This window comes from Acinetobacter sp. UBA991 (assembly GCF_002292065.1).
Classification (GTDB): domain Bacteria; phylum Pseudomonadota; class Gammaproteobacteria; order Pseudomonadales; family Moraxellaceae; genus Acinetobacter; species Acinetobacter higginsii.
In genome coordinates, this window is record NZ_DBBF01000027.1 from 69,223 (window position 1) to 93,768 (window position 24,546).

Here is a 24,546-nt window from a genome sequence, read left to right on the forward strand (position 1 = left end):
AACAATAAATATACAAAATAGACAAATCAGTCTGTTTTGTATACCATGCCTAAAATTTGATTTAATTTTATATAAAAAGATGTTGGCTAATATATTTCAAGCTTTAGACAATTTAGGTTTGACTGCACAAAAACGTGCAATTCATATTCAATTTTCCAATCAAAATTTAAATACTCAAGTCTTCCTACAGCGTATTGATGGTCAGCATCAACTGAATGAAGGATTTAGGGCAGAACTGATTTGCCTGTCGACCAATGCGACCATTCCTCTTAAACAATTTATTGGCAGCCAAGCGGCAATTGATACCGTCACCGATCAAGGTCAACTGACCCGCGTCACAGGGATTATCACACAAGCCTTACAAGGACAATCAGACGGTAGCTTGACTGTCTATAAACTGACTTTAGAAGATCCCACCGCACTGTGGAAACAACGCCGTAACAGCCGTGTGTTTATGAACAAGAGCGTGCGTGATGTGGTGGAAATTATCTTCAAAGAGTGGCAACAAAAAAGTCCCTTATTTGCATCCAGTTTAACGCTTGATTTAAGCGGACTCAGTCAAAACTACGACATTCGTCCCTTTATTATGCAATATAATCAATCAGATGAAGATTTTTTAACATCTTTGATGCGTAGCGAATCGATTAACTGGCTCATTGATGAAGCTGAACGAACCGTCGCGCAAAGCAGTGCTGCGATTCAGCCGCAAAAACTCCGTCTGATTGATGACAATAGCCAATACCAAGCCTTAGAGCGTCGGCAGATTCGTTATCACCGTAGTAGTGCCACCGAACAATACGACAGCATGACCAGTTTGGTTGGACAACGCTCATTACAACCGAGCAGCGTACATGTACAACGCTGGCAAGCCGATGCACTGGAACAAGAAGATGGTGCAGGCAGTGTACAGAGCACACATAAACACAGTGAACAATATGACAATGCCAGCCTAGGACTAGAGCAGGCATGGCATTTTTCACCCGCGTGGATGCAAGATTTAAATGGGGAAGATGGTGCAACCCCATCGGGCAATGCTCAAATTGAAAAACTGAATCGGAACTTAGGTCAATACTACGACTTACAATCCAAACAATTTACAGCCCATAGCACCGTGCGCGATACCCATGTGGGTTACTGGTTTGAATTGGCTGAACACCCTGAAATTGATCAGCATGATGGTAGTGATAAAGAATTCCTGATTACAGGCAAAAACTTTTATAACCAAAACAACTTGCCTAAAGATCTACATCAACAGATCAATCAATTATTAGCACAAAGCAATTGGCAAATAAAAGAGAGTGACGAACGCCAAGCCAATCAACTGATTTTGCAACGCCGTAGCATTAAAACCGTTCCTGAATATCATCCCTTACAACACCGTCCAGCAGCTTCACCGCAACGTGCCAAAGTGGTTGGGCCAAGCGGCGAAGAAATCTATGTGGATGAATGGGGGCGGATTAAAGTCCGTTTCCTGTTTACCCGTAATGACGATCATAGCCATGATGGTGGTGCGGGTGCCAATGATAACGACACCGATTCTGCTTGGGTTGATGTACTCACGCCTTGGGCAGGTGAAGGCTATGGCGCACGATTCTTGCCACGAATTGATGAAATCGTAGTCATCGACTTCTTTGATGGCAATATCGACCGTCCATTTGTAGTGGGAAGAATCCACGAAGGCCATCGTAGTCCAACTAGATTTGACCATGCAGGCAAGCTGCCTGACACCAAGAAACTGGCAGGGATCAAGTCAAAAGAATATCAGGGCGAAGGTTTTAACCAACTGCGCTTTGATGACACCACAGGTCAGATCAGTGCTCAACTACAAAGCAGTCATGCAGCCAGTCAACTCAACCTCGGCAAACTGAGTCACCCTAAAGCAACCGCAGAAAGTGAAGACCGTGGCGAAGGTTTTGAACTGCGCACTGACCAATGGGGTGCAGTACGCGCAGGCGAGGGTCTACTCGTTTCCACGCATAAACAGGATCAAGCCCAAGGCGAACATCTGGATGCCCAAGTTGCTAAGCAGCGGCTAGAGGGCAATCAAAACAATGCCAAGGCACTGAGTGAAATAGCTAAGAACCAGCAGACCGATGAGATTGAATCACTGGATCAACTGAAAGAGTTTGCGGAAGAAATTGAATCTGATATTGCCAAGTTTAATAAGGCGATGTTGTTACTGAGCTCACCAGAGGGGATTGGTTTAAGTAGCAATGAAGATATTCATCTCTCTGCGGATGGACAGATTAACCAGTTTGCGGGCGATAGTATTAATCTGAGTACGCAAAAAAATTTGATCGCACATGCCAGTGCTAAGGTGAGCCTGTTTGCAGCACAAAATGGAATTAAACAGGTTGCCGCCAAAGGTAAGTTTGAAGTTCATGTGCAAGCTGACACAATGGATTTACTTGCCAAGCAAGGCATCCAGATTACTTCGACTGAAGATCGTATTGAAATTACTAGCCCTAAAGAGATTGTGATTACTGCGGGTGGTTCTCAAATCAAGCTGGATGGTTCAGGTATTTTCCCAACCACAGGTGGCAAGTTTGAAGTGAAGGCAGGGCAGCATTTGTTTATGGGCGCTGCATCTGTGAGTATACCTGCGATTGATTTACCAGACTGTTCTGCGAAACAGCACTCAGCTGCGACCAATGGTGCTGCATTGGTTGAGATATAAAATGTCAGATTTATTTAAATTAGATACACCGATTGAAGCAGTTAATGAAGATTTACTGCTATCTAGATTTGAACATATTTATAAAGAGAATCGAGTTATTGATTTCATTATAGATCGGACTGTTGAACCTGATTTGTTTAGTGAAATTATTGATGATTTTGATCCCCTTATTTCGGTAGAAAAAGTTTTTATCGCTAAGCCGATTACACGGGGGGCAAAACAGCCTCTTGCTCTGCTAAGGCTTAAAAATGATATTAAATTCTATAAATATGCACCTAAGATTATCGAAATATTGTTAGAACAACTGGCTTATACATCCACACGTCAGATTATTTGTGGTTGGGGATATAGTGAACATTCATTAGATGGTTTAAAAATCAAATTTCAAAAAGATTTAATTGCTAAGTCAGAAGGCTCTGCTCAAGCCTTTGTTCTACGTTGGTATGATCCCCGGGTTCAGTATGTTTTTCAAAATATGGCGCCAGAGGTGCTTTATCATCATTATTTGGCGGATTATAAAATTTGGGAGTACCTCCACCCTAAGGGAATTTTCACCAAAGCATCTGTAGCCTATACGTTTAAATTTAATAATATTTTTCCAAAACAGGTCATTGATTTTTTAATGATGTGTGAAGACGTGAACAGCATTAATAAATATCTAGTTAATAAAAATATTCCGTCAAATCAAATCGAGCCTATGTTGACCTATGAACACCTGATTTTGATTAAAGGTAATTCAGCCAATGTTGAGTTTAATGTGATGAGTGAGCTTGTATATTGGTTCTATAAAGTCGGTTCAACTTTGACTGAGCATGCAGACATTAAAACTTTATGGCATAGAGAAGATTATGAGCAAATGCTTGAAAAGCTCAATACAGATTCAACTTTGCAAGCCAATGTTTTAGAAAGAGATCGTGTAAATGGATAATAATTCAACTAAAAAACTTCCCCCTTATTTACAGAATGCACAAAACAATCAAGCAAATAAAACTGTTTCTTGGGGGCAGAATCTTAAAAAATACGATTTAGCCAAGATTGAACAAAAGAAAGCTGAATTACCTGCCAATCAATCTAAAGGCGCACCCAAAGCAATTGCAGTAAAACAGCTTTCTTCAGAAGGGGTAAATGAGCAAAAAAAGGATTGCCCATTTTGTCATGCAGAAGATGATAGTTTTTTTCTATTTCCGACACGCTATGCTATCGCTAAGAAAGCAGATACCCAAGCGGTTTCTCTACCTGCGCACTTGAATAGTTATGTAGGTGATAAGACCATTGCTTATTCGAAGTACACATTAAAATATTTAAATACAGGTTATTTATATGCCTTTGTTGAGTATGAGAATGGAGCAACCCGATGGTTGGGATATCGTGTCAATGAAGAAGGATTTCTAGCAAAGCTCAAGAATATTTTTGACCCGAATTGTGCACCGACGCCATATGGTTGTACCAATGAAAAACACTTTGCAAATAGCTCAATGATTTGTCTTGCGCCTTTTCAGAAGTCAAAGGCAAAAACAGCCTATCTTCTATTTTCAAAGGGATTTCTTACACAAGCAAGATTAAAACTCTACCAAGCAAATCGAGTTAGTTATGCCAATGAAAAAAAATGGCAGAAGATTAATTTAAATGCTTGGCGTGGAGGGCAAAAATCAAACTTTTGTTATAACCAGCAAATTTTTGATCGTCATGTTCCTACACCTAATTTTGCGAAATTTGGTAAGGCTAATCAAACTAGAAAGCAAAAAATTTCAGGTAAATTTGCCCAGTTTCCAAAAGCGGTATGTGGCGTTGCTATTTATGATGCTTTGGGAATTGCAATTGATTTAAATGAAAGAAGAAATGATCAATTTATTGAATTAACAAAATTCATGAATACCTATAAAGATGGTATTAGTAATCAGCAGCGATTTAATAGCATTCCTTTAATTGAATCGATTGAAGAAGGCTTAAAAAGAAAAGCCTTACAAAGTGCAAAAAAATGGGCAGAACACACTAAAAATGTTGATATGAAATCAATTGATGCCCAATTGAACCAACCTTATAGCGAACGTAATTTTCAAATGCATCAACAGAACCTTGAGCAGATGAAAAGAAAAAATCCTGAGCAGTACAAGTTTACCGAAAAAGCGCGTAAGGCTTATTTTGCGCAATATGGTATGACCCCACCAAGCTCTGCCAAACAGGCATATGAACAGCAAAAGGAAATCGCTCAACAGAAGGCAAAAGCACTGGAAAAGGCAAAGATTGAAAGCAATACCGCTTTTGCAATGAATCAGTGGGAGAATAAATATAAGCCTTTAGTCAAATATGATGAGATGCAGACATTTAAATCAAATGTTGCTACAAAGACTAAAAGTGGAATGGACAACGCAAATGTGGTAGGTGCTGATCATTTGATTTGGTTGAAATCGTCTCAATTAGTACAAGAGTTACACGCCTTTGATCCAGAAGATAAAATAAGTGGCTTTGTTTTTTATGAATACATGATGCAGGCCGTTGCTGGTACAGGCGTAACAAAGGCAGGCGCGACTCAGATGGATGGTTGGATTACCAAGCGTAAAGTCGAGTCTGATAATGTGTTTATGCGAGCGGTTCTTTATAACCAGAAATCTGCTATTGATTATTATAATGATGGCACACAAAGCTTCTTTGCATCGGTTGTAAATTATACCGACTGGACAACAGGCCAGAGTACCTATAAGCAGTTGATTGTTACTATTGCTGCCTTAGATGCTGCATGGGATGAATGGGCATCTAATAATGCCAACAAGCATTATATGCCCGATTTTGATAAGACTTTTGTGGGCCGTATAGGGCGTTGGAGCGCAGAGTTTATTCGTGTAGCAGCACAAAAAGCCAGAAGTACCAGTCTCGATCGTTTAATTGCCACACAAATTTGCTGCTTTTTATATGCTCGTACAGGTGTCTTTAGTAAAGGTGTAAATTTACATTCACTGATGTTGTTTGCAACTCCGGGACTAGATCCGCAGCGGCGAGATCCAAAGGTCAGCAATGCAACTTTAGATTCAATTTTAAATGACAGCAAAAACAAAGGTACTGCACGGGTTGCATCTTTTGTCATGGTGTTAGAAGCAATTAATTTAATGTTCCAATTAAATAAAACTATAGATTCTCAGCAGCAGTTGCAAATTTTAGGAGGAGCATGTGGCTTAATCACCGCCAGTTTGGAATTGGTTGGTGTTATTACAGTAACAACCAAAACTGCTACACATAACTTAATTAAATTCGCCGCAAATAGTTTTGCAATAGCTGGTAGTGCATTCTTTTCATTATACGATCTTAGAGCAGCAATGAGCAGTAATGATAGTTTCCTCGCGGTTGTTTATTTTGTTCGTGGTGGTGTGTATTTTGGTTTAGCTTTAAGCTATACGAAAATCTCCATTGATTTTCTACAAAGTGCAGGGAATGCGTTAAAAAGACCAGCTCTGATTAGTTTTTCTAAATTATTAGTTAAATCAAATTTTTACCTAATGATTACACGTATAGGTTCTGTTGTTTGGTTGGCTAGATTTAATATCATTATTCTAGGGCTAACAGCAGTTGAAATTATTTATAAAGTTTATTTTGCAGATAATGCACTTGAAGATTGGTGTAAAAAATCAGCCTTTGGTATTAATGTAGTGAATTTTGAGAATGAAGCAAAAGAGCTTGAGGTTTTTAATCAAGCATTTGTAGAGGTCGTTGGAGTGTAAATATGAAAGTAAAATATGGGACAATTAAAAAACTCCAATTTGTTGATGCAATTGTTGGTGAGTTACCAAAGCTGAGATCTCATGCAACAGCGATGGCTTTAGTATCGATGTTTGCAGAATCTGGAGGGATGGGGGCAGCAGCAACTTTAGCTGGGGTAAATGGGTTTCCAGGTTACTATATTCATTTCTATATTGATGATGTTGAGTTTTATGCAGCCTTTACAGGTCTATTTTTCAAAGAAGGAGAAGATATCTTTGTGGTTTATGATGAAGAAATAAAACAAAACTTTAATGTTTTAGCAGTTATGAATAAAAACACTAAACTATTAGGAATGGTAGCACCTTTTGGGCATACAGTAGAAATATCTGACAAGACTCATAATCGTAATGCATTATATCTGTTTTTAGGAATTAATATTTTTACAACTTTGGTTTTATTCTTTTTTGAATTTAAAATGTTTTTATTTCTTTCTGGATTGATAGGGTCATTTATAATAGTTTTTTCTATAGGTTATAGCGTTAAGAAACAATTTAGAGGGTATGCAGAGGAATCAGAACGAATTTATAAAATATTAGGTATTAGTGATATTAATGCTTTAAATGTAGAAATTAATAAGAATCATCTGAAGCCATACGAAGATAAAGAAACTAATCGTATCTATGATGATGTTCATAATTATACTGAATTTTTAAACTATGATCCTCAACCACTAGTAGATGTAGATATAAAGAAATAAAATTTGAAATAATTAATATTTTATTTATTTTCTGATCTCTAAATTTTTTTGTAATTGAGCCATGTTTTTTATTTTTAAATTTGGAAGTAATTTTGATGTAAGTAATATGTTAATTGGATAGAAAGTTATTTTTGTTGTGTATGCTTTGGCTTTTTATTTTTAATATTTGGTCTTACACATATAAAAGACTTATTTTTTAATATGTTGTTATCTAATTGATTTTTATTAATGCAATAATGTGATGGATTTAGATGAAAGTTGTTTACGGTAAAATTAAAAATCTTCAGTATGTTGATGCAATGATAAGTGAGCTCCCTAAACCAAAAAAAGTTAGAGCACAAGCTGGAGCTACAGCATTGGTATCGATTTTTTCTGAGTCTGGAGGGATGGGTGCTGCTGCTACCTTGGGTGGAGCAAATGGCGAACCAGGTTATTATATTTATTTCTGTATTGATCATATCAATTTTTATGCCGCGCTTACTTCTGTTTTCTTTAAAGAAGATGAAGACGTATATGTCGTTTATGATGAAAATGTGGAAGGTGACTTTAATGTCTTAGCAGTTATGAATAAAAATAATAAGTTATTAGGCATATCTTTGCCTTTTGGAGAAACGGTAGAAATGGTAACAAATAGCCACAGCCCCAAGAATTTGGCTATTGTTGCATCGGGAATGTCGATATTCATGCTTATAATATCATTGTTCTTGACTGATAACGGCACTATTAATGTAGACATAATGGATTATGTCTTTTTATATGCATGTATTTTAGTTTTACCATTTGTTGTGATATTTGGGATAGGGGCGAGTGCGAAAAAAGAGTTACTCCGTTATGCTCTCATATCGGATCAAATTTATAAGTTGTTAGGAGTAAAAGACTTAAAAGTATTTGAGAAAAGGGATCTTACATTAGCTTATCATGATGTTGAGAATAGACAGTTATGTAAGGATATACATGATTACACCCAGTTTTTAGATTACGATCCTCAGCCACTAGTAGATGTAAAGACTAATTGAGTCATATAAAATCTATAAATAAATGAGAAGAAGTAAAAAGCCACTAAAAAATTAGTGGCTTTCTCGAAAAACTAAATCAGCTTATTTAATTTTCTTAAAGATAAAATCATTAATCTTATGACCAGATTCAAGACCACGACGCTCAAATTTAGTCACTGGACGCCATTCTGGGCGAGGGTAGCTATTGCCTTTACCTGCCAAGTTTTCCATATCTGGACGGTTATCTAGGATATCAAGCATCCACTCTGCATACGGTTCCCAGTCAGTTGCTGAGTGGAAGGTACCACCAAGCTCTAACTTCTGTTCAACCAGTTGCATACGCTCATGAATCACAAAGCGGCGTTTAAAGTGACGCTTCTTCTGCCACGGATCTGGGAAATAAAGCTGTACACAGTTAATGCTGTTGTCTGGCATTTCACGTAACACTTGGATTGCATCGGCATCCAGTACAAACAGGTTCTTTAAGCCCGCCATACCCGCTTCATAAACACACTGTGCGATACCAGGCACATGCACTTCGATGCCGACAAAGTTACGTTCTGGATTGGCTTTTGCCATCAATACCAAAGAGCGACCCATACCAAAACCGATTTCAACAGTTAAAGGGCGTTCAGGATGTTCAAAATGCTGGCGTAAATCACCAACAGGGTATTCCAAAATTAAATCACGATAATCTTCTAAAGCAGTACGTTGTGAAGTATTGAGCGGAGCTGAACGACGCATAAACGTCACAATTTCACGGTGCTCAGGCAAATTGTCGAGTTCCGTAATTTGCGTTTCTAACTGATCGTTTGACATGATTCTGGAGATATAAATATAGAAATGCCGTATTTTAAGTGTTCAGGTGGTCAAGTCAAACTTTAAGTGATTTTATTTAGCCGATCATTTCTAAAATTGCTTAAAATTTGTCAAAAAATCTTCATGTAGCTGTCACAGAAATTGCATAGCCTAATTACAATTTTAACACTAAGTAAAAAACCATGAACAATTTTAAATACCATTCGATCGCCATTTGTTTAGGCCTGTTAGGTGCATCTTCACTCTTTTCTGCTGCACATGCACAACTGATGTTTAGCCAGTATGTCGATGGCAGCAGTAATAAAAAGGGACTGGAAATCTATAACCCCGATGCCACAACCGTGAATTTAGCCGATTATGAAATTCAGCAGTTTAATAATGGTGGCACAGTCAAAACCGCAGCTTTTCCTTTACAAGGTAGCTTGGCCAGTAAACAAAAATTTCTGATAGGTCGTTCTGAATTACAGGCACAATTGGGCGATAAGGTTAATCAAGTTGCGGGATTATCTTTTAATGGCGACGATGCCATTGTGTTGCTTTATCGCGGTACACCCGTAGATCGTTTTGGTCGTATTGGTGAGCGTCCAACGGCAGGTTGGGGCACAACGGTATTCAGTACTGCGAATAGCTTTAAACGCATTCAAACAGTTAATCCTGTAGTGAGTGTTGACCCGACCAGTCCATTTGACCTTGACCAATCTTGGCAGGCATGGACAGATCGAAATGATTTTTCGAATTTAACAGGTTCAACCACCACTCCACCTGTAGATGCAGTCAGCTGTAGCAGTAGCGATACACCAATTGCCAGCCTTGCGCAATCGACTCAAAATCAAAACTATACTATTCGTGGTGTAATCACGGCGGATTATCGTTATAGCAATGGTTTCTCAGGTTTCTATGTACAAACCCCTGATAGCAAAGCTACGCCAAATGTCAGTAATGCGATTTTTGTCTATATTCCTGCAAGCAGTGTAGTCAAAGGTGGGCAGGTTGGTGATGAAGTTATCCTACGTGGTCGTTTAACCAGTTATCAAAACCAACTTCAACTGGATCAGTTACAGCAGGATATTAAAACCTGTAACCAGAATATGGCATCGCTGATTCAACCACTGGACTTAAACTTGCCATTTAGCAGCTTGACCGATACTGCTGGTAATTCACCTAAGCGTTATCAAGGGATGTTGGTGAAATTACCGCAAACGTTGACGGTAAGTGAAAACTATAATTTTGGTCGTTATGGCGAACTTTCTCTAAGCCTTGGTCGCTTATTTATTCCGACCAATCTTTATCCTGCACTTTCAAATGAAGCCAAGGCTTTAGCGCAACAAAATCTGCTTTCAAAGATTATCTTTGATGATGGTTATAACAATCAAAACCGTGCACCGTGGTTGCCACAAAACTTTAGTGCGTTGAATACGCTACGTTCGGGCTATCAGTTAAAGAATGCACAAGGGATTCTAGAATATCGTTTTAATGCATGGCGTGTACAGCCGATTGCAGGTGCAAACTTGCCAGAAGTGGTGAACACGACCAATCCACGTACAACGATTGCGGCTAAACAAAGCAAACATATTCGTGCTGCGGCATTTAACGTGCTGAACTATGACAATGGCAAGAATGGTTTCCCAACCGAGCGTGGCGCCAACAGTCAGGCTGAATTTGATAAGCAACATACCAAAATCGTCAATGCATTAAAATCAATCGATGCAGACGTGTATGGTTTGATGGAGATTGCCAATAATGGTTATGGCAGTGATAGTGCAGTTGCTAACTTGACTAAAGCTTTAGGGCCAGACTGGAAATATGTGATTCCAGAAGGACTTAATCAGTTGGGTACTGATGTGATTGCGGTTGCGATTATTTATAACAGCAAACGTGTTCAGCCAGTGAATAAGCCTGCGGTATTGGATTTAGGGGATAAAAGCCGTTCAACCATTGCACAATCCTTTAAGCCTGTACAAGGTGGACAAATCTTTACAGTGATCCCAAATCATCTTAAATCGAAGAGCTGTCGCGGTGTCGATGAAAACTCTCTGGATGCAGATCAACGTGATGGGCAGGGCTGTTGGAACCCAACCCGAGTGAAAGCGGTTGAGCAACTCACCCAATGGATTGCCAAGAATCCAACCCAAGTGAAGAATCCGAATATCTTACTGTTAGGCGATATGAATAGTTATGCCAAAGAAGACCCAATCTTAAGTTTTGAGAAAGCCAATTACAAAGTTTTGCTGAATGACAGCAAAGTCGGTGAGGGGAGTAAGGCATATAGCTATGTCTTTGGTGTGGCGAGCGATGCCGATGGTTATGGCGGTGCAGGTAACCTTGATCATGCCATTGCCGATGCCAATCTGTATAAACGTGTGATTAAAACCTTTGCATGGCATATCAATGCCGATGAACCAACGGTATTGGACTATAACGAAGAATATAAAACTGATGAGCAAAAGGCTTTGTTCTTCTCGGCAGATGCTTATCGCTCGTCAGATCATGATCCTGTGATTGTAGATTTGGATATGAAAAGCTCGGATTCTCAACTTGAGCCAAATAATCCGAAGAATATCATCGTTGAATTTTTAAACTCATTATTTGAATGGTTAGGCAAACTTTTTGGTCGAGCGTAATCTGATTTCCGTGACATTGTTTGGTTTGTTTTTTCATAAATTAATCAATCGTCACGGAATATAACTTGCAAGGCAGAAAAAAATTCATTAATAGTAGTGGTGTAGATGTTCTTAGCATGAAAGCTATTATAAATTTTGGTTATTTCTGTTCTCGAGTTTCGTAGGAACGTTCTAGGGCATAAGTTGTTAGATAACAAGGATCAATTATGAAGTTGTATTATTCACCTGGTGCATGCTCATTGGCAGCCCATATTATTTTAAATGAAATAAATGTCGATTTTGATTTAGAACGAGTTGATCTAAAAACACATAAAACTTCAAAAGGTGCAGATTATTACGAGATTAATCCAAAAGGCTATGTCCCTGCTTTGGAAATTAATCCAGGTTTGATTTTAACTGAGAATGTGGCAATTTTACCGTTTTTGGCACAGCATGATCCTAAACAGGATTTGATTCCACCATCAGGAATGGGGCGTGCTAAAGTCCTAGAGTGGTTAGGCTACTTGAATTCAGAATTGCATGATGCTTATTCAGTATTCTTTGGCGGGAAGCTCACTGACGATGAGAAAACCAAAGCCTATGCAGAAGTTGATCGTTTGCTTAAATATATCGACAATTATTTAGCTGAATCGGATTGTGATTATTTGGTCGATGATAATTTTGGTCCTGCGGATGCCTATCTATTTGTTCTTACCAACTGGTCAAACCATATTGAACATGACTTAACGCCATATATCAATATTATTGCATTGCGTAATAAAGTGGCTGAACGTCAGTCTGTACAAATTGCGATGCGGGATGAAGGTTTATTAAGCTAATTCAAACCAATAAAAAAGCCTCTGTTTACAGAGGCTTTTTTATTTCAACTCAATTATTGTTGAGCTTTTTCTTTCACATCAGCAGCAGTTGATTCTACTGCACCAGCAACTTTAGCCGTTGCATCACGTGCCGCAGCCTCAGTTTTAGCAGCAGCTTCAGCCGTTGCAGTTGCAGTGTGATCAGCAGCAGCATCAATTTGATCACCAGCAGTATCTACAGCCGTTGCAACATTGCTCGCAGCTGCATCAGCCGCATTTTGAACGTCTGCACCAGCTTGATCAGCAGCATGTTCTAAATGCTCACCCGTGGTTGCACCAGTTTCAGGTGCTTTATCTTTATTACAGCCTACAAGCGCAACAGTAGCAGCAAGACCTAATGCAACAAGTAATTTATTCATTGTCTATTTCCTTTTCTTTGTGGCATCCAATCGGATATGGATACCGAAAATATAAACATAAACTTGATGAATAATAAAGTTGAAAATTTGTTGATAACTTGTAAAAACACGCACTTACATCGGAAAATGTAAGTGCGTGCACATGTTCTGAGTAGACTTATACTCCAGAACGGATCATATAATCAAAAGCAGACAGCGATGCTTTGGCGCCTTCACCTGTGGCAATGATGATTTGCTTGTACGGTACTGTCGTACAGTCACCTGCGGCAAAGACACCTTTGACATTGGTTTCGTTGCGATCATTAATCACAATCTCACCACGATTACTCAACTCAACCGCACTGCTCTTTAAGAAATCTGTGTTTGGTAATAAACCAATTTGTACAAAGATCCCTGCAAGTTCAACTGTGTGTTCAACATTAGTAGCACGGTCTTTGTATTTCAATGCCGTTACCTGAGCACCATCACCAACCACTTCAGTACTTAAGGCATTCATGATCACAGTGGTATTTGGTAAGCTATTTAATTTGTCCTGCAACACTTGGTCTGCACGAAGTTTGGTATCAAACTCAACCAAAGTCACATGCTCAACAATCCCTGCAAGGTCAATCGCTGCTTCAACACCAGAGTTACCTCCACCAATCACCGCAACACGTTTGCCTTTGAATAATGGACCATCACAGTGTGGGCAGTATGCTACACCACGAGTACGGTATTCAGCTTCACCCGGTACATTCATTTCTCTCCAACGTGCACCTGTAGACAGGATGATGGTTTTCGATTCAAGCTTGGCACCATTTTCCAGTTCCACTTCAACCAGACCATTGGCCGTTTGATCTGCACCAGTGATTTTGCTGACACGTTGCAAGTTCATGATATCGACACCGTATTCACGAACATGTGCTTCCATGTCTTGAGCGAACTGAGGACCGACAGTTTTTTGAACAGTGGTGAAGTTCTCAATGTCCATGGTATCCATCACTTGACCACCGAAACGTTCAGCCACAATACCCGTTTTGATGCCTTTACGTGCCGCGTAAATCGCTGCTGTACCACCCGCAGGCCCACCACCAATCACCAACACATCAAATGCATCTTTGGCATTGATTGCGGCTGCATCTTTCTCAGCCGAGTTGCTATCCAACTTCGCTACAATTTCTTCCAAAGTCATACGACCTTGACCAATATGCTGATTGTCTTGGAACACCATTGGCACAGCCAAGATTTTGCGTTCTTCAACTTCGTCTTGGAAGAAAGCACCATCAATCATGGTTGCCGTGGTATTTGGATTGTTAATCGCAATCAAGTTGAGTGCTTGAACCACATCCGGACAGTTATGGCAGCTCAGCGATACAAACACATCAAAGTTGGCAGTCAAGTTTAAGCCTTTGATCTGAGTGAGTACTTCATCAGACACTTTAGGCGCATAACCTGATACTTGTAATAATGCCAAGATCAAAGAAGTAAACTCATGTCCCATCGGTAAGCCAGCAAAGAACACACGTGGTTGTTCACCTGCTTTGGCTACACCGAAACTAGGACGGCGAGCGTTTGAACCGTCAAAACGCGCCGTAACTTGGTCAGAAAGTTCCGCAATTTCAGTCACGAGTTCTTTAATTTTTTCTGCTTTGTCGGAGTCATTTAAAGCAGCAACCAACTCGATTGGACTTTCTAAACGTTCTAAGTAAGCTTTTAATTGAGTTTTAATATTTTGATCTAACATGTATTTCTCCAAACGCTAAGACTTTTAAATCAGCTAAATTCATTCAATGAGGCTATAGTACGCAAAAGTACTGAATAGGTAAAACAGTATGTTTTTATGAGTTTGATCGGTTTTTTGAATTTTTAATAAATTTACTATTTTTTGAAGATTTCTTTCACAAAAAATTTGAGTACAATCAAAGTTGTTATATAACTGCAATCATTTCGTGGCATAAATAAAGGGTAAGTAATATGACCTTACAACGTGGCATTTATCAACACTATAAAGGTCAGCTGTATCAAGTGTTTAATGTGGCTCGTCATAGTGAAACCGAAGAGGAATTGGTGGTCTATCAATGCTTATATGGTGATTACTCAATGTGGGTACGTCCATTGGCAATGTTTAGCGAAACCGTTCAGCTCGATGATGGTCAAATTCTGCCACGCTTTAAACTAATACAAACGACTTAAATTAAATACACTTTGCATAAGCGTAGTTGGGGGATCAGATATGACCAGCACTGTATTTTTAAAACGTATCTCTGATTTATATGATGAGTTTAAACAACATGATGCTCGACAGTCTGATCGTTTAAGACGCTACCGAAATATTGAAGCTGAGTCAGCTAAGCTACTTGCGATGTTGGTTCGTACTCAACGATCAAAACGGATTCTAGAAATTGGGACATCTACAGGCTATTCAACACTTTGGCTGGCGGAAGCAGGTAAAAGCGTCGGTGGGGCTGTACAAACCCTAGAAATTAATGCCTTTCGCAGTGCGCAAGCAAAAAAATATGCGGAAGAATTTGGCTTGGAGCCGTTTATTGATTTTTGGGTGGGAGATGCTGCTGATTATCTGGCCCAAGCGGTTGAACCTTATGATTTGATTCTACTGGATGCTGAACGTGGTAGTTATGTGAGCTACTGGCAAGACTTAAAGCGTTTATTGCAGTCTTCGGGAAGTACTTTAATTGTTGATAATGTGATTTCTCATGCAGCAGAGGTGAAGGAATTCCTCGAACTGATTAAAGATGATGAAGATTACATGAGTACCATTCTGCCGATTGGTGCAGGTTTATGTATGGTAGTGTTGAAGTGAATTGATTTTACTTTGATGATGTAGTCGATATGCTTGAGGGCTACAGCCAATCACTTTATTAAATGCACGGGTGAAATTGGCAGGATTAGAATAACCCAGCTCATAGGCAATATGGGTAATGGTAAAGCTAGAATTTTCTAATAACTCAATCGCACGCTCAGTGCTGATTTGCTGCTTTAAAGCTTGAAATTCAACGCCTTGTTGCTGTAAATAGCGTTGCAAGGTCTTGGTCGAAATGTTTAATACTTTGGCACATTCCATGAGGGTTGGGACTTGATTGGCTTGTCGCAACATCATGCTGACCCATTCCACAATTTCTCCTTGATGATAGATCTTCTGGATTTGTTCCTGACAGCGTTGTTCAACTATTTTTAAACTATGTGCATCTGCCAAAGGTAAGGGGAGTGCTAATTGCTGCTGATCAATCACCACGCGGATACCTGAAAGCCAAGTATAGTTAAAGTGGAAATTGGCTTTTACTAAGGTTAAATAACGTTCTTGATAGCTTGGCTCTGGAACACTCAAATAGACTTGATAACGTTGTAATTGCTGACCTGCCAACTCTAATAGGCTGTAGTAGAACGCTACGGCAATCGCTTCAATATGAAAGGCCAAACATTGCTTATTCATCTGCAAAATTGGTTCAAATAATAGTTCAACTTTTTGTGAGCCTGTTGGAAACTGAATGCTGAGCTTAAAACTTGGCATAATCAGTCTAAAATATTGTGCAATCAGCCTAAGTGCATGTTCCAGATTAGGACTGGTCATGAGTGCATAACCGACGAGACTATGTGAGCTGAGCTTGATATTTTTGCCCAGTTCAAAGGCCAAGTCTTGGGTATTGGGCAGACTTAAACCAATCTCAATGAATTGTTCAATTTGCTGAATCGATAATAATTCTGTTTTTGCCAGTTCTTGCTGCACAGCCATCAACAAATCATTATCGTATTGATGCGTACCGATTAGAATTTCAATCAGTCGTAAATAATAACGTGATGGAATAACAGGGATCTGTTGCTTTTGCACAAGAAAAACTCAGTAAAGTCTTAAAATGATAATAGCAAGTCTTAAAATGATAATATAGAGGGCCGGTGAAGAGACACAATCAACTCAAGCAAAACATTTTGTGTTTGATTGAGGAGTTTCTAATGAATATGCATACTCAACTGGATGTCGAGCAAGCGACAACAACATTTAAGGATAAGAAACGTCATTTATGGCTATTGGGTTTGGCTGTACCGACCATTGCGATGGGTGGTTTGGCGGGCTATCAGTTTGGCCCTAAAAAAACGAAAAAGTTCTTTGCTTCATTTGGGCCATTATTTATTCATGGCGTTATTCCAACATTAGATAAATTAATTGGTGAAGACACCGAAAACCCACCATTAGATGCAATCGCGGATTTAGAAGCCGATCCGTATTACGCTCGAATTGTTAAACTTTTTATTCCATTACAATATGCAACCAATATTTATGGGGCTTATTTAGCCAGTCGTAAAGACACCCCAGTTGCAGATCAGGCCTTATTGGGAACTTTGGTGGGCATGGTCAATGGAATTGCGATTAATACTGCACATGAACTGAGCCATAAGAGTGGGCGTCTAGAGCATTATCTTTCGCATTTGGCTTTAGCGCCATCGGGTTATAACCATTTTCGAATTGAACACCCGTATGGACATCATCGTCGCGTTGCAACACCTGAAGATCCAGCATCTTCACAATTTGGCGAAAGCTTTTGGAGGTTTTTACCGCGTACTGTGATTGGCAGCTTTAAATCGGCGATCGAAATTGAGAAAAACCGTTTAGAACGTAAGAAACTGCCTTTCCTCTGTAAGGAAAATGAGTTAATTCATGGCTGGGCGATGTCTGCTGTATATCATGCCGCCATGTTTAGCAAGTTTGGTATGCGTTCAGTCCCGTTCCAAGTCACGCAAGCAGCTTATGCGATTACCTTGTTTGAATCAGTAAATTATATTGAACATTATGGTTTAAAGCGTGCAAAGAAAGAAAATGGCCAATATGAACGGACTTTGCCAGAACATAGCTGGAATAATAATAATGTGGTGACCAATTTGTTCTTGTATCAATTACAACGTCATTCGGATCATCACGCCAATCCGACTCGAAGCTTTCAAACCTTACGTCACTTTCAAGATGCGCCGCAGTTACCCGCAGGTTATGGTGCCATGATTCTGCCAGCATTTATTCCATCTTGGTGGTCAAAAATCATGGATGATCGGGTTGTAGCGCATTATAAAGGTGACCTCAGTAGAATTAATATGCATGCTGATGTGAAGGAAGAAATGCTCGAGAAGTATATTGAGCAAAATGACGCGGCTTAAATAAGCGAAAGATATAAAACAGATCAGCCCCAACGGGCTGATTTTTTATGACTAGGCTGAAATACAGAGTCGTTTAAAATGTAGATCAAATTCTAGATATTTATGCACAAAGGCAGTTTTATCATTGGTGCGAAGTAAATTATTGTAGATAAACTCTGGAACGGGATGATAAAGCTCACCTGAGCCATTGCTATAGAAAATTTTTAAATAGCGTGAAGAAACATCATATTTCCAAGAGGTTACAACAACTGGTTTTTCCATATATTTGTCCCCATTTTGATTTGATCTTTTAGTACATGGTTAATAACTCTGGTGTTCTATTCTTTGACAGTACTCCAACTGTAACCGTCTGACAATTCATAAATGAAGCTTGCTATAAATTTATAAGTATAAGAATTGTAAAAAAATAGCTATAAATTTTGGGTGTGAAATAGGGCTTGGATTGATAAAAATAATCAATAAAAAAACCACCCTAAAAAGGGTGGTTTCAAACCAATTGGTCTAATCTAAATAATTAGATTTTACCAACTAAGTCGATAGATGGAGCAAGCGTAGCTTCGCCTTCTTTCCATTTAGCTGGGCAAACTTCACCTGGGTGAGCGTGAACATATTGAGCAGCTTTAACTTTACGAAGAAGTTCAGATGCATCACGGCCGATACCACCAGCGTTGATTTCAACGATTTGGATTTTGCCTTCTGGATCGATTACGAAAGTACCACGGTCAGCAAGACCAGCAGCTTCGATTAATACGTCGAAGTTTTTAGAAAGTGTCCAAGTTGGGTCACCGATCAATGGGTATTGGATTTTACCAATAACTTCTGAAGTGTCGTGCCAAGCTTTGTGCGTGAAGTGAGTGTCAGTAGACACGCCATAGATTTCAACGCCTAATTTTTGGAATTCAGCATAGTTGTCAGCAAGGTCGCCTAACTCAGTTGGACATACGAAAGTGAAGTCAGCTGGGTAGAAGAATACAACAGACCATTTGCCTTTAAGATCTGCTTCAGATACGTCAACAAATTGACCGTTGTGGTACGCAGTCGCTTTAAATGGTTTAACTTCAGTATTAATTAAGCTCATCATTGTCTCCATGATTGAGGTTTTATTGAGAGGCTAACGCCTTACTTGTTTACGAGGTCAAGAATAAATAATTTTTAGTTATTGGGGAAATAGTATTTTTACATGACTAAAATCGGAAAATTGAATAAATCAATAAAAACGACTTTCACCCAAGAATATCTGTCCTATTTGACTGCATCGAGATGAAGCAAACATGACAAAAGATCCAGAACTAATGTGCATAACAACATGAAGTCTACGCCATCAAAATTCAAGGGTAAAATTGAAAAAATCTAAAATTATATAAAAAACGGAGATATACGATTAAATATTCTACATCAGATGAATATGTAAAATGATCTGGGAATAAAAAAGTATAATTGGACGAATAAGTGCGGTTTTAGATTTTATCTCAAACAGTTTGAAAAGGTTTCTTTGCATAGCAAGGGCTTAAGGCGTAAAATAGCCGATTATTTAATTTTTCAGGAAAGCTGTTCAGTGCAGAGTCATTTAAATGTAGATCAATTGGTTATGGCACGTGACCGTCACCGTTTAAATCGACTGCGCAAAGATAAAAAAACAGAAACAGCGGAAATCGAAAAACTGATTCAACAATCGAATCATAAAGTAAAACAACGCTTAGCACGTGTTCCCAAGATCAAGCTGAATCAAGACCTACCTGTTACCCAATACGCAGACCGTTTAATTGAGGCGATTCAAAAGCATCAAGTCATTATTGTTGCTGGTGAAACGGGTTCTGGTAAAACTACACAGCTTCCCCAAATCGCGATGCTGGCAGGGCGTGGACTCACTGGGATGATTGGTCATACTCAGCCACGTCGATTGGCGGCTCGAAGTGTCTCACAACGTATTGCAGAAGAAGTGGGCGAGAAGCTTGGCGAATCAATTGGCTTTAAGATTCGTTTTAATGAGCAAGGTTCACAAGATTCAATCGTCCGTTTGATGACAGATGGTATTTTGTTGGCTGAATTGACCAATGACCGTTTTTTATCAAAATACGATACGATCATTATTGATGAAGCGCATGAACGTTCACTCAATATTGACTTCATTATGGGCTATCTCAAGCAGCTTTTGCCAAAACGCCCTGATCTAAAAGTTATCGTGACCTCGGCTACGCTAGATGTAAATCGTTTTAGCCAGTATTTTTATAATGCACCAATTTTTGAAGTAGAAGGTCGCAGCTTTCCTGTCGAGCTACGTTATCGTCCAATCTCTGAGCTGAGTATTGTCGGTAGCGATGACGACGAGTTTGACGATTTTGAAGAAAATTTACCGCGCGCTGTAGTACAAGCGGTAGAAGAGTGTTTTGCCGATGCTGAAGCAAAAGGTCATCCTGAATATGCGGATATTTTAATTTTTGCCAGTACAGAGCAGGAAATCCGTGAATTACAGGAAACGCTGCAAAAATATGGTCCTCGTCATACTGAGGTGTTGCCTTTATATGCACGTTTAGCACTGGCTGAACAGCAAAAGATTTTTAGTCCAAGTGGCAAAGGTCGACGCATTATTATTGCGACCAACGTGGCTGAAACTGCATTGACGGTTCCGAATATTCGCTATGTGATTGACAGTGGTTTTGCTCGTATCTCGCGTTATAACTACCGTTCTCGGGTACAGCGCTTACCGATTGAAGCGATTTCACAAGCTGCAGCCAACCAGCGTAAAGGCCGCTGTGGTCGTATTGCTGCGGGTGTATGTATTCGTCTATACAGTGAAGAAGACTTTTTAAGTCGTCCTGAGTTTACTGAACCTGAAATTAAACGGACCAACTTAGCCTCTGTTATTTTGCAAATGCAAAGCTTAGGTTTGGGCAATCTAGAAGATTTTGATTTTATTGAGCCACCTGATTTCCGTTTGGTGAATGACGGACGTAAGCTCTTGGTTGAGTTAGGTGCATTAAACGAACGTAAGAATGATTTAACCAAAGTCGGTCAAATGATGGCGCGTATGCCAATTGACCCACGTTTAGCACGTATGTTGGTTGGCGGGGCTCATTTTGGTGTGCTCAAAGAAACGTTGATTATTGTCAGTGCCTTGGCTATTCAAGATCCGCGTGAGCGTCCTGCGGACAAGCAAATGCAGGCAGATCAAAAACATGCCTTGTTTAAAGAAGCTGACTCAGACTTTTTATTCTATTTAAAACTTTGGAGTACGCTGCAAACCAGTCCTGAAACACAAACTGAAAATAAGCGCCGTCAATTTGCACGTCAGCACTTTTTAAGTTGGTTACGTCTTCGTGAATGGAAACAAACCCATCAGCAATTGGTTGAATTGGCAGAAGGTTTAAAGCTCAGTTTTAATGAAAAATCAGCCAATTATGAAAACTTACACCGTGCGCTGTTAACTGGTTTGCTTTCATTTATCGCGAATAAAACAGATGAACGTAATACTTTTATGGCGGTGCGCCAGCAGAAGGCTAAAGTTTTTCCTGCCAGTACCTTACACAAGACCAATACCGCTTGGGTTATGGCATTTGAGATGGTGGAAACCTCTCAGGTGTATTTACGGACTTTGGCAAAAATTGATCCTGAATGGATTCTATTGGCTGCGCGTGATTTATTGAAATATCACTATTTTGAACCACATTGGTCGAAAAAAGCGGGTATTGTTAATGCTTATGCGCAGATTTCTCTGTTTGGTTTGATTATTGAACCGAAAAGATTAATCAATTTTGAAAAAGTGGACCAACCTGCGGCACATGAAATCTTTTTACGTGATGCCTTAACGACAGGTAATTTAGGTATTACGCCGCCATTTTTAAAACATAACTTACTCAAACTTCAAGAAGTTGAACGGGTTGAAGATAAATTACGTCGTCGTGATTTGGTGGTGGATGAAGAGACTATTTACCAGTTCTATGCAGAGAAAGTGCCAGAAGAAATTGCCAGTCGCAGCAGTTTTGAAGATTGGCGTGCAACCATTGAGTCAGAGCATCCGCGTTATTTATTTGTAGATGATGATGCGTTATGGATGAATGATCGTCCAACGACGCAACAATTCCCAGATTATTTGCATAATGGACAACTGCGACTTGCTGCCAGCTATCGTTTTGACCCTAGCCATGATGAAGATGGTGCGACAGTTAAAATTCCAGTGCAGGCTTTACCGCAAGTGGATGAAAAGCAGTGGTCATGGGGCATTCCAGGGTGGCGTCAGGATTTAATCGAAGCTTTATTAAAAGCACTACCAAAAGACAAGCGTCGCAATTTGGTGCCGATTCCAGATACAGCTAAAAAGCTCATGCAGGGGATTGATGCGGTTCATCTGCGTGAACATTTATTTAGCTACTTGGCGTTTGCTTTACGCGGTGAGCAGATTACGGAAAAAGATTTTTCTTTTGAGCGCATTGATCAGTATCTGATTCCGTTTATCAAGGTGGTAGATGAAAAAGGCAAGTTGATTGCACAAGGGCGTGATCTAGATGAGTTAAAAGCACGTTGTCGTGTTGAAACCCATCGTCCAGTGAAACAGCAACAAGGCGAGTTCCAGACCTTCCCTGAAAATTTTGTATTCGAAGCATCGCAAAAAGTAACAGGTGTTGTGATCAAGCAATATCAGGCCTTGGTGCCAAGCAAGCTATTTGCTGATCTTGACGCCAAAGATGAATCTGGCGTGGTGATTCAAACCTTTAATGATCAGGATGAAGCGATTAAGCAACATCGAGAAGGGGTGATTCGTCTTGTACATATGCAGTTGGGGGATTTAATCCGTCAATTGAAAAAACAGATTTCCAAGCCGTTGGCTCTCGCTTATTCACCCCTGGGTGATCGTGCCAAGCTGGAACAAATGCTGGTTTATGCAACCTTGCAAGTTTCAATTCAAGATCTACCAAAAAATTCGGCTGAGTTTCAGCAGTTACTCACTGAAACTAAAAAGCAATTTTTAGCAAATGGTCAACAGACATTAAGTGATTTAACTGAAATATTTACTCAATGGCAGCAGATCCGCCGTGAGTTATTGGTGTTGGATCAAAGCATCTTTGGTCGAAGTGTAGATGACATTGAAGATCAACTTGATTTAATGTCATTAGCAAACTTTGTTTATAGCCGTCCTGCTGAAATTTGGCAGGAATACCCGCGTTATTTAAAAGCGCTGCTATTGCGTTTAGATCGTTTGCCCAATAATCTACAACGAGACCTTGCTGCAATTGATGATGTCGATCCATGGATGGACAAAGTATTTAAATTTAAAAATGATCCTAAAATCAAAGAACTGTATTTGATGTTGGAAGAATTTAGAATTTCTTTGTTTTCTCAGCCGATGAAAACAAAGCTGCCTATTTCACCAACTAGATTACAAAAACTATGGGATCGATTAGCAATCGGTTAAACTGAGAAATATGAAAGTTAGAAGCATTCTTTACAGGAGTTTTACATGGGCATCCGTATAACAGGTACAGGTTTATTCCACCCAACCGAATCTATTTCCAATGAAGAATTGGTTGAAAGTTTAAATGCTTATGTAGAACAGTATAACCAAGATAACGCAGCGCAAATTGAAGCTGGCGAAATTGAAGCACTTCGTGGCTCAAGCCCTGAATTTATTGAGAAAGCATCGGGTATTCAACGCCGTTATGTGGTCGAAAAATCAGGTATTCTTGATCCGACACGTTTACGTCCGCGCTTGCAAGAGCGTAGTAATGATGAACTTTCACTTCAAGCAGAGTGGGGTGTTATTGCTGCTAAGCAGGCGATGGAAAATGCAGGTGTTACCGCAGAAGATATCGACGTTGTAATTTTGGCATGTTCAAATATGCAACGTGCCTATCCAGCGGTTGCAATTGAAATCCAGTCAGCTTTGGGTATTCAAGGTTATGCTTATGACATGAACGTGGCATGTTCTGCTGCAACGTTTGGTTTGAAACAAGCCTACGATGCAGTGAAATGTGGTGCACGCCGTGTACTCTTGCTCAATGTTGAAATTACATCGGGTCATTTAGACTACCGTACTCGTGATGCACACTTTATCTTTGGTGATGTTGCGACAGCATCAATTATTGAAGAAACTGAAACCAAATCGGGTTATGAAATCTTAGATATCCATTTGTTTACCCAGTTCTCAAATAATATCCGTAACAATTTTGGTTTCTTAAACCGTAGTGAAGATGCAGTTGTTGACGACAAGTTATTCCGTCAAGATGGTCGTAAAGTCTTTAAAGAAGTTTGTCCACTAGTTGCGAAAATCATTACCGCACAATTGGAAAAACTTGAGTTAAGCGCTGAACAAATCAAGCGTTTCTGGTTACACCAAGCCAATGCCAATATGAATGAACTGATTTTGAAATTGGTGGTCGGTAAAGAGGCTGATTTAGAGCGTGCACCGATCATTCTGGATGAGTTTGCCAATACCTCATCTGCAGGTGTGATTATTGCGATGCATCGTACTGGTGAGCAGGTCAATGATGGTGAGTATGCTGTGATTTCTTCATTCGGTGCTGGTTATTCTGTCGGTTCGATTGTAGTGCAGAAGCATATTGCCTAAAGTTTTGTTTTAATCATAAAAAAAACACCACAATTGTGGTGTTTTTTTATTGCCAACTAAAAAG

Annotated in this window: 18 protein-coding genes; 12 read left to right on the top strand and 6 right to left on the bottom strand. The window is 39.5% G+C overall.

All coding sequences use genetic code 11. The annotated features are described in order from the left end of the window. Positions 1 to 79 precede the first annotated feature (79 nt). The 5 genes from B2727_RS11120 to B2727_RS11140 all read left to right on the top strand — a co-directional run bounded on the left by B2727_RS11120 (position 80) and on the right by B2727_RS11140 (position 8,143). On the top strand, positions 80 to 2,677 hold the full coding sequence (locus B2727_RS11120; protein WP_241345079.1) for a type VI secretion system Vgr family protein: 2,598 nt from the start codon (positions 80 to 82) through the stop codon (positions 2,675 to 2,677). A gap of 1 nt (position 2,678) precedes the next feature. Then, entirely contained in the window at positions 2,679 to 3,605 is a 927-nt protein-coding gene (locus B2727_RS11125; protein WP_241345080.1) for a hypothetical protein, read from the top strand. Continuing rightward, positions 3,598 to 6,390: a T6SS effector BTH_I2691 family protein gene (locus B2727_RS11130; protein WP_033134777.1), complete on the top strand. Its 2,793-nt coding sequence runs from the start codon at positions 3,598 to 3,600 to the stop codon at positions 6,388 to 6,390. The genes B2727_RS11125 and B2727_RS11130 overlap by 8 nt, the downstream gene beginning before the upstream one ends. Positions 6,391 to 6,392: 2 nt before the next feature. Beyond that, positions 6,393 to 7,127, top strand: coding sequence for a putative type VI secretion system effector (locus tag B2727_RS11135; protein ID WP_033134776.1), 735 nt, complete (start codon positions 6,393 to 6,395; stop codon positions 7,125 to 7,127). Between the two features lie 251 nt (positions 7,128 to 7,378). Beyond that, a complete protein-coding gene (locus tag B2727_RS11140; protein WP_033134775.1) occupies positions 7,379 to 8,143 on the top strand; it encodes a putative type VI secretion system effector in 765 nt (254 codons plus the stop codon). 81 nt (positions 8,144 to 8,224) lie between these two features. Here B2727_RS11140 and trmB read toward each other — a convergent pair whose 3' ends face one another. Then, complete coding sequence (gene trmB / locus B2727_RS11145) at positions 8,225 to 8,941, bottom strand: tRNA (guanosine(46)-N7)-methyltransferase TrmB (protein WP_004654068.1); 717 nt, start codon at positions 8,939 to 8,941, stop codon at positions 8,225 to 8,227. Positions 8,942 to 9,123: 182 nt separating this feature from the next. Between trmB and B2727_RS11150 the strand changes: the two genes are divergently transcribed. Together B2727_RS11150 and B2727_RS11155 are read left to right on the top strand one after the other, a co-directional pair. Beyond that, the gene (locus tag B2727_RS11150) at positions 9,124 to 11,562 is read left to right on the top strand and encodes an ExeM/NucH family extracellular endonuclease (RefSeq protein WP_033134774.1); all 2,439 of its coding nucleotides are present in this window, start codon (positions 9,124 to 9,126) and stop codon (positions 11,560 to 11,562) included. Positions 11,563 to 11,768: 206 nt separating this feature from the next. Beyond that, a complete protein-coding gene (locus B2727_RS11155; protein ID WP_005294962.1) occupies positions 11,769 to 12,380 on the top strand; it encodes a glutathione binding-like protein in 612 nt (203 codons plus the stop codon). A gap of 53 nt (positions 12,381 to 12,433) precedes the next feature. On the opposite strand, the gene B2727_RS11160 is transcribed toward B2727_RS11155, so the two are convergent. Together B2727_RS11160 and ahpF are read right to left on the bottom strand one after the other, a co-directional pair. Next, entirely contained in the window at positions 12,434 to 12,778 is a 345-nt protein-coding gene (locus B2727_RS11160) for a hypothetical protein (protein WP_004806359.1), read from the bottom strand. 157 nt (positions 12,779 to 12,935) lie between these two features. Then, entirely contained in the window at positions 12,936 to 14,501 is a 1,566-nt protein-coding gene (gene ahpF, locus B2727_RS11165) for an alkyl hydroperoxide reductase subunit F (RefSeq protein ID WP_241345081.1), read from the bottom strand. 230 nt (positions 14,502 to 14,731) lie between these two features. Here ahpF and B2727_RS11170 point away from each other — a divergent pair, with 230 nt between their 5' ends. Together B2727_RS11170 and B2727_RS11175 are read left to right on the top strand one after the other, a co-directional pair. Continuing rightward, the gene (locus B2727_RS11170; protein ID WP_005204420.1) at positions 14,732 to 14,950 is read left to right on the top strand and encodes a DUF1653 domain-containing protein; all 219 of its coding nucleotides are present in this window, start codon (positions 14,732 to 14,734) and stop codon (positions 14,948 to 14,950) included. A 40-nt stretch (positions 14,951 to 14,990) separates the two neighbouring features. Then, positions 14,991 to 15,578, top strand: coding sequence for an O-methyltransferase (locus tag B2727_RS11175; RefSeq protein ID WP_005204419.1), 588 nt, complete (start codon positions 14,991 to 14,993; stop codon positions 15,576 to 15,578). Here the strand turns inward: B2727_RS11175 and B2727_RS11180 are convergent. After that, positions 15,555 to 16,604 (bottom strand): helix-turn-helix domain-containing protein, encoded by a 1,050-nt coding sequence (locus tag B2727_RS11180; RefSeq protein WP_033132995.1) that lies wholly within the window; start codon positions 16,602 to 16,604, stop codon positions 15,555 to 15,557. The two genes, B2727_RS11175 and B2727_RS11180, sit on opposite strands and share 24 nt — an antisense overlap. A 122-nt stretch (positions 16,605 to 16,726) precedes the next feature. Here B2727_RS11180 and B2727_RS11185 point away from each other — a divergent pair, with 122 nt between their 5' ends. Then, on the top strand, positions 16,727 to 17,920 hold the full coding sequence (locus B2727_RS11185) for an alkane 1-monooxygenase (protein ID WP_033132994.1): 1,194 nt from the start codon (positions 16,727 to 16,729) through the stop codon (positions 17,918 to 17,920). A 51-nt stretch (positions 17,921 to 17,971) separates the two neighbouring features. Here the strand turns inward: B2727_RS11185 and B2727_RS11190 are convergent, their stop codons facing one another. Together B2727_RS11190 and ahpC are read right to left on the bottom strand one after the other, a co-directional pair. Beyond that, positions 17,972 to 18,181: a KTSC domain-containing protein gene (locus B2727_RS11190; protein WP_005204416.1), complete on the bottom strand. Its 210-nt coding sequence runs from the start codon at positions 18,179 to 18,181 to the stop codon at positions 17,972 to 17,974. Between the two features lie 253 nt (positions 18,182 to 18,434). Further along, entirely contained in the window at positions 18,435 to 18,998 is a 564-nt protein-coding gene (gene ahpC / locus B2727_RS11195) for an alkyl hydroperoxide reductase subunit C (protein ID WP_004654049.1), read from the bottom strand. Positions 18,999 to 19,475: 477 nt separating this feature from the next. Between ahpC and hrpA the strand changes: the two genes are divergently transcribed. Together hrpA and B2727_RS11205 are read left to right on the top strand one after the other, a co-directional pair. Next, positions 19,476 to 23,330 (top strand): ATP-dependent RNA helicase HrpA, encoded by a 3,855-nt coding sequence (hrpA, locus tag B2727_RS11200; RefSeq protein WP_033132993.1) that lies wholly within the window; start codon positions 19,476 to 19,478, stop codon positions 23,328 to 23,330. Between the two features lie 45 nt (positions 23,331 to 23,375). Continuing rightward, positions 23,376 to 24,482 (top strand): beta-ketoacyl-ACP synthase III, encoded by a 1,107-nt coding sequence (locus B2727_RS11205; RefSeq protein WP_004806370.1) that lies wholly within the window; start codon positions 23,376 to 23,378, stop codon positions 24,480 to 24,482. Positions 24,483 to 24,546: the final 64 nt, after the last annotated feature.

Excerpts from the sequence above, each read along its gene's own strand:
- B2727_RS11120 (WP_241345079.1), top strand. The coding sequence starts at position 80 with ATGTTGGCTAATATATTTCAAGCTTTAGACAATTTAGGTTTGACTGCA.
- B2727_RS11125 (WP_241345080.1), top strand. The coding sequence starts at position 2,679 with ATGTCAGATTTATTTAAATTAGATACACCGATTGAAGCAGTTAATGAA.
- B2727_RS11130 (WP_033134777.1), top strand. The coding sequence starts at position 3,598 with ATGGATAATAATTCAACTAAAAAACTTCCCCCTTATTTACAGAATGCA.
- B2727_RS11135 (WP_033134776.1), top strand. The coding sequence starts at position 6,393 with ATGAAAGTAAAATATGGGACAATTAAAAAACTCCAATTTGTTGATGCA.
- B2727_RS11140 (WP_033134775.1), top strand. The coding sequence starts at position 7,379 with ATGAAAGTTGTTTACGGTAAAATTAAAAATCTTCAGTATGTTGATGCA.
- trmB (WP_004654068.1), bottom strand. The coding sequence starts at position 8,941 with ATGTCAAACGATCAGTTAGAAACGCAAATTACGGAACTCGACAATTTG.
- B2727_RS11150 (WP_033134774.1), top strand. The coding sequence starts at position 9,124 with ATGAACAATTTTAAATACCATTCGATCGCCATTTGTTTAGGCCTGTTA.
- B2727_RS11155 (WP_005294962.1), top strand. The coding sequence starts at position 11,769 with ATGAAGTTGTATTATTCACCTGGTGCATGCTCATTGGCAGCCCATATT.
- B2727_RS11160 (WP_004806359.1), bottom strand. The coding sequence starts at position 12,778 with ATGAATAAATTACTTGTTGCATTAGGTCTTGCTGCTACTGTTGCGCTT.
- ahpF (WP_241345081.1), bottom strand. The coding sequence starts at position 14,501 with ATGTTAGATCAAAATATTAAAACTCAATTAAAAGCTTACTTAGAACGT.
- B2727_RS11170 (WP_005204420.1), top strand. The coding sequence starts at position 14,732 with ATGACCTTACAACGTGGCATTTATCAACACTATAAAGGTCAGCTGTAT.
- B2727_RS11175 (WP_005204419.1), top strand. The coding sequence starts at position 14,991 with ATGACCAGCACTGTATTTTTAAAACGTATCTCTGATTTATATGATGAG.
- B2727_RS11185 (WP_033132994.1), top strand. The coding sequence starts at position 16,727 with ATGAATATGCATACTCAACTGGATGTCGAGCAAGCGACAACAACATTT.
- B2727_RS11190 (WP_005204416.1), bottom strand. The coding sequence starts at position 18,181 with ATGGAAAAACCAGTTGTTGTAACCTCTTGGAAATATGATGTTTCTTCA.
- ahpC (WP_004654049.1), bottom strand. The coding sequence starts at position 18,998 with ATGAGCTTAATTAATACTGAAGTTAAACCATTTAAAGCGACTGCGTAC.
- B2727_RS11205 (WP_004806370.1), top strand. The coding sequence starts at position 23,376 with ATGGGCATCCGTATAACAGGTACAGGTTTATTCCACCCAACCGAATCT.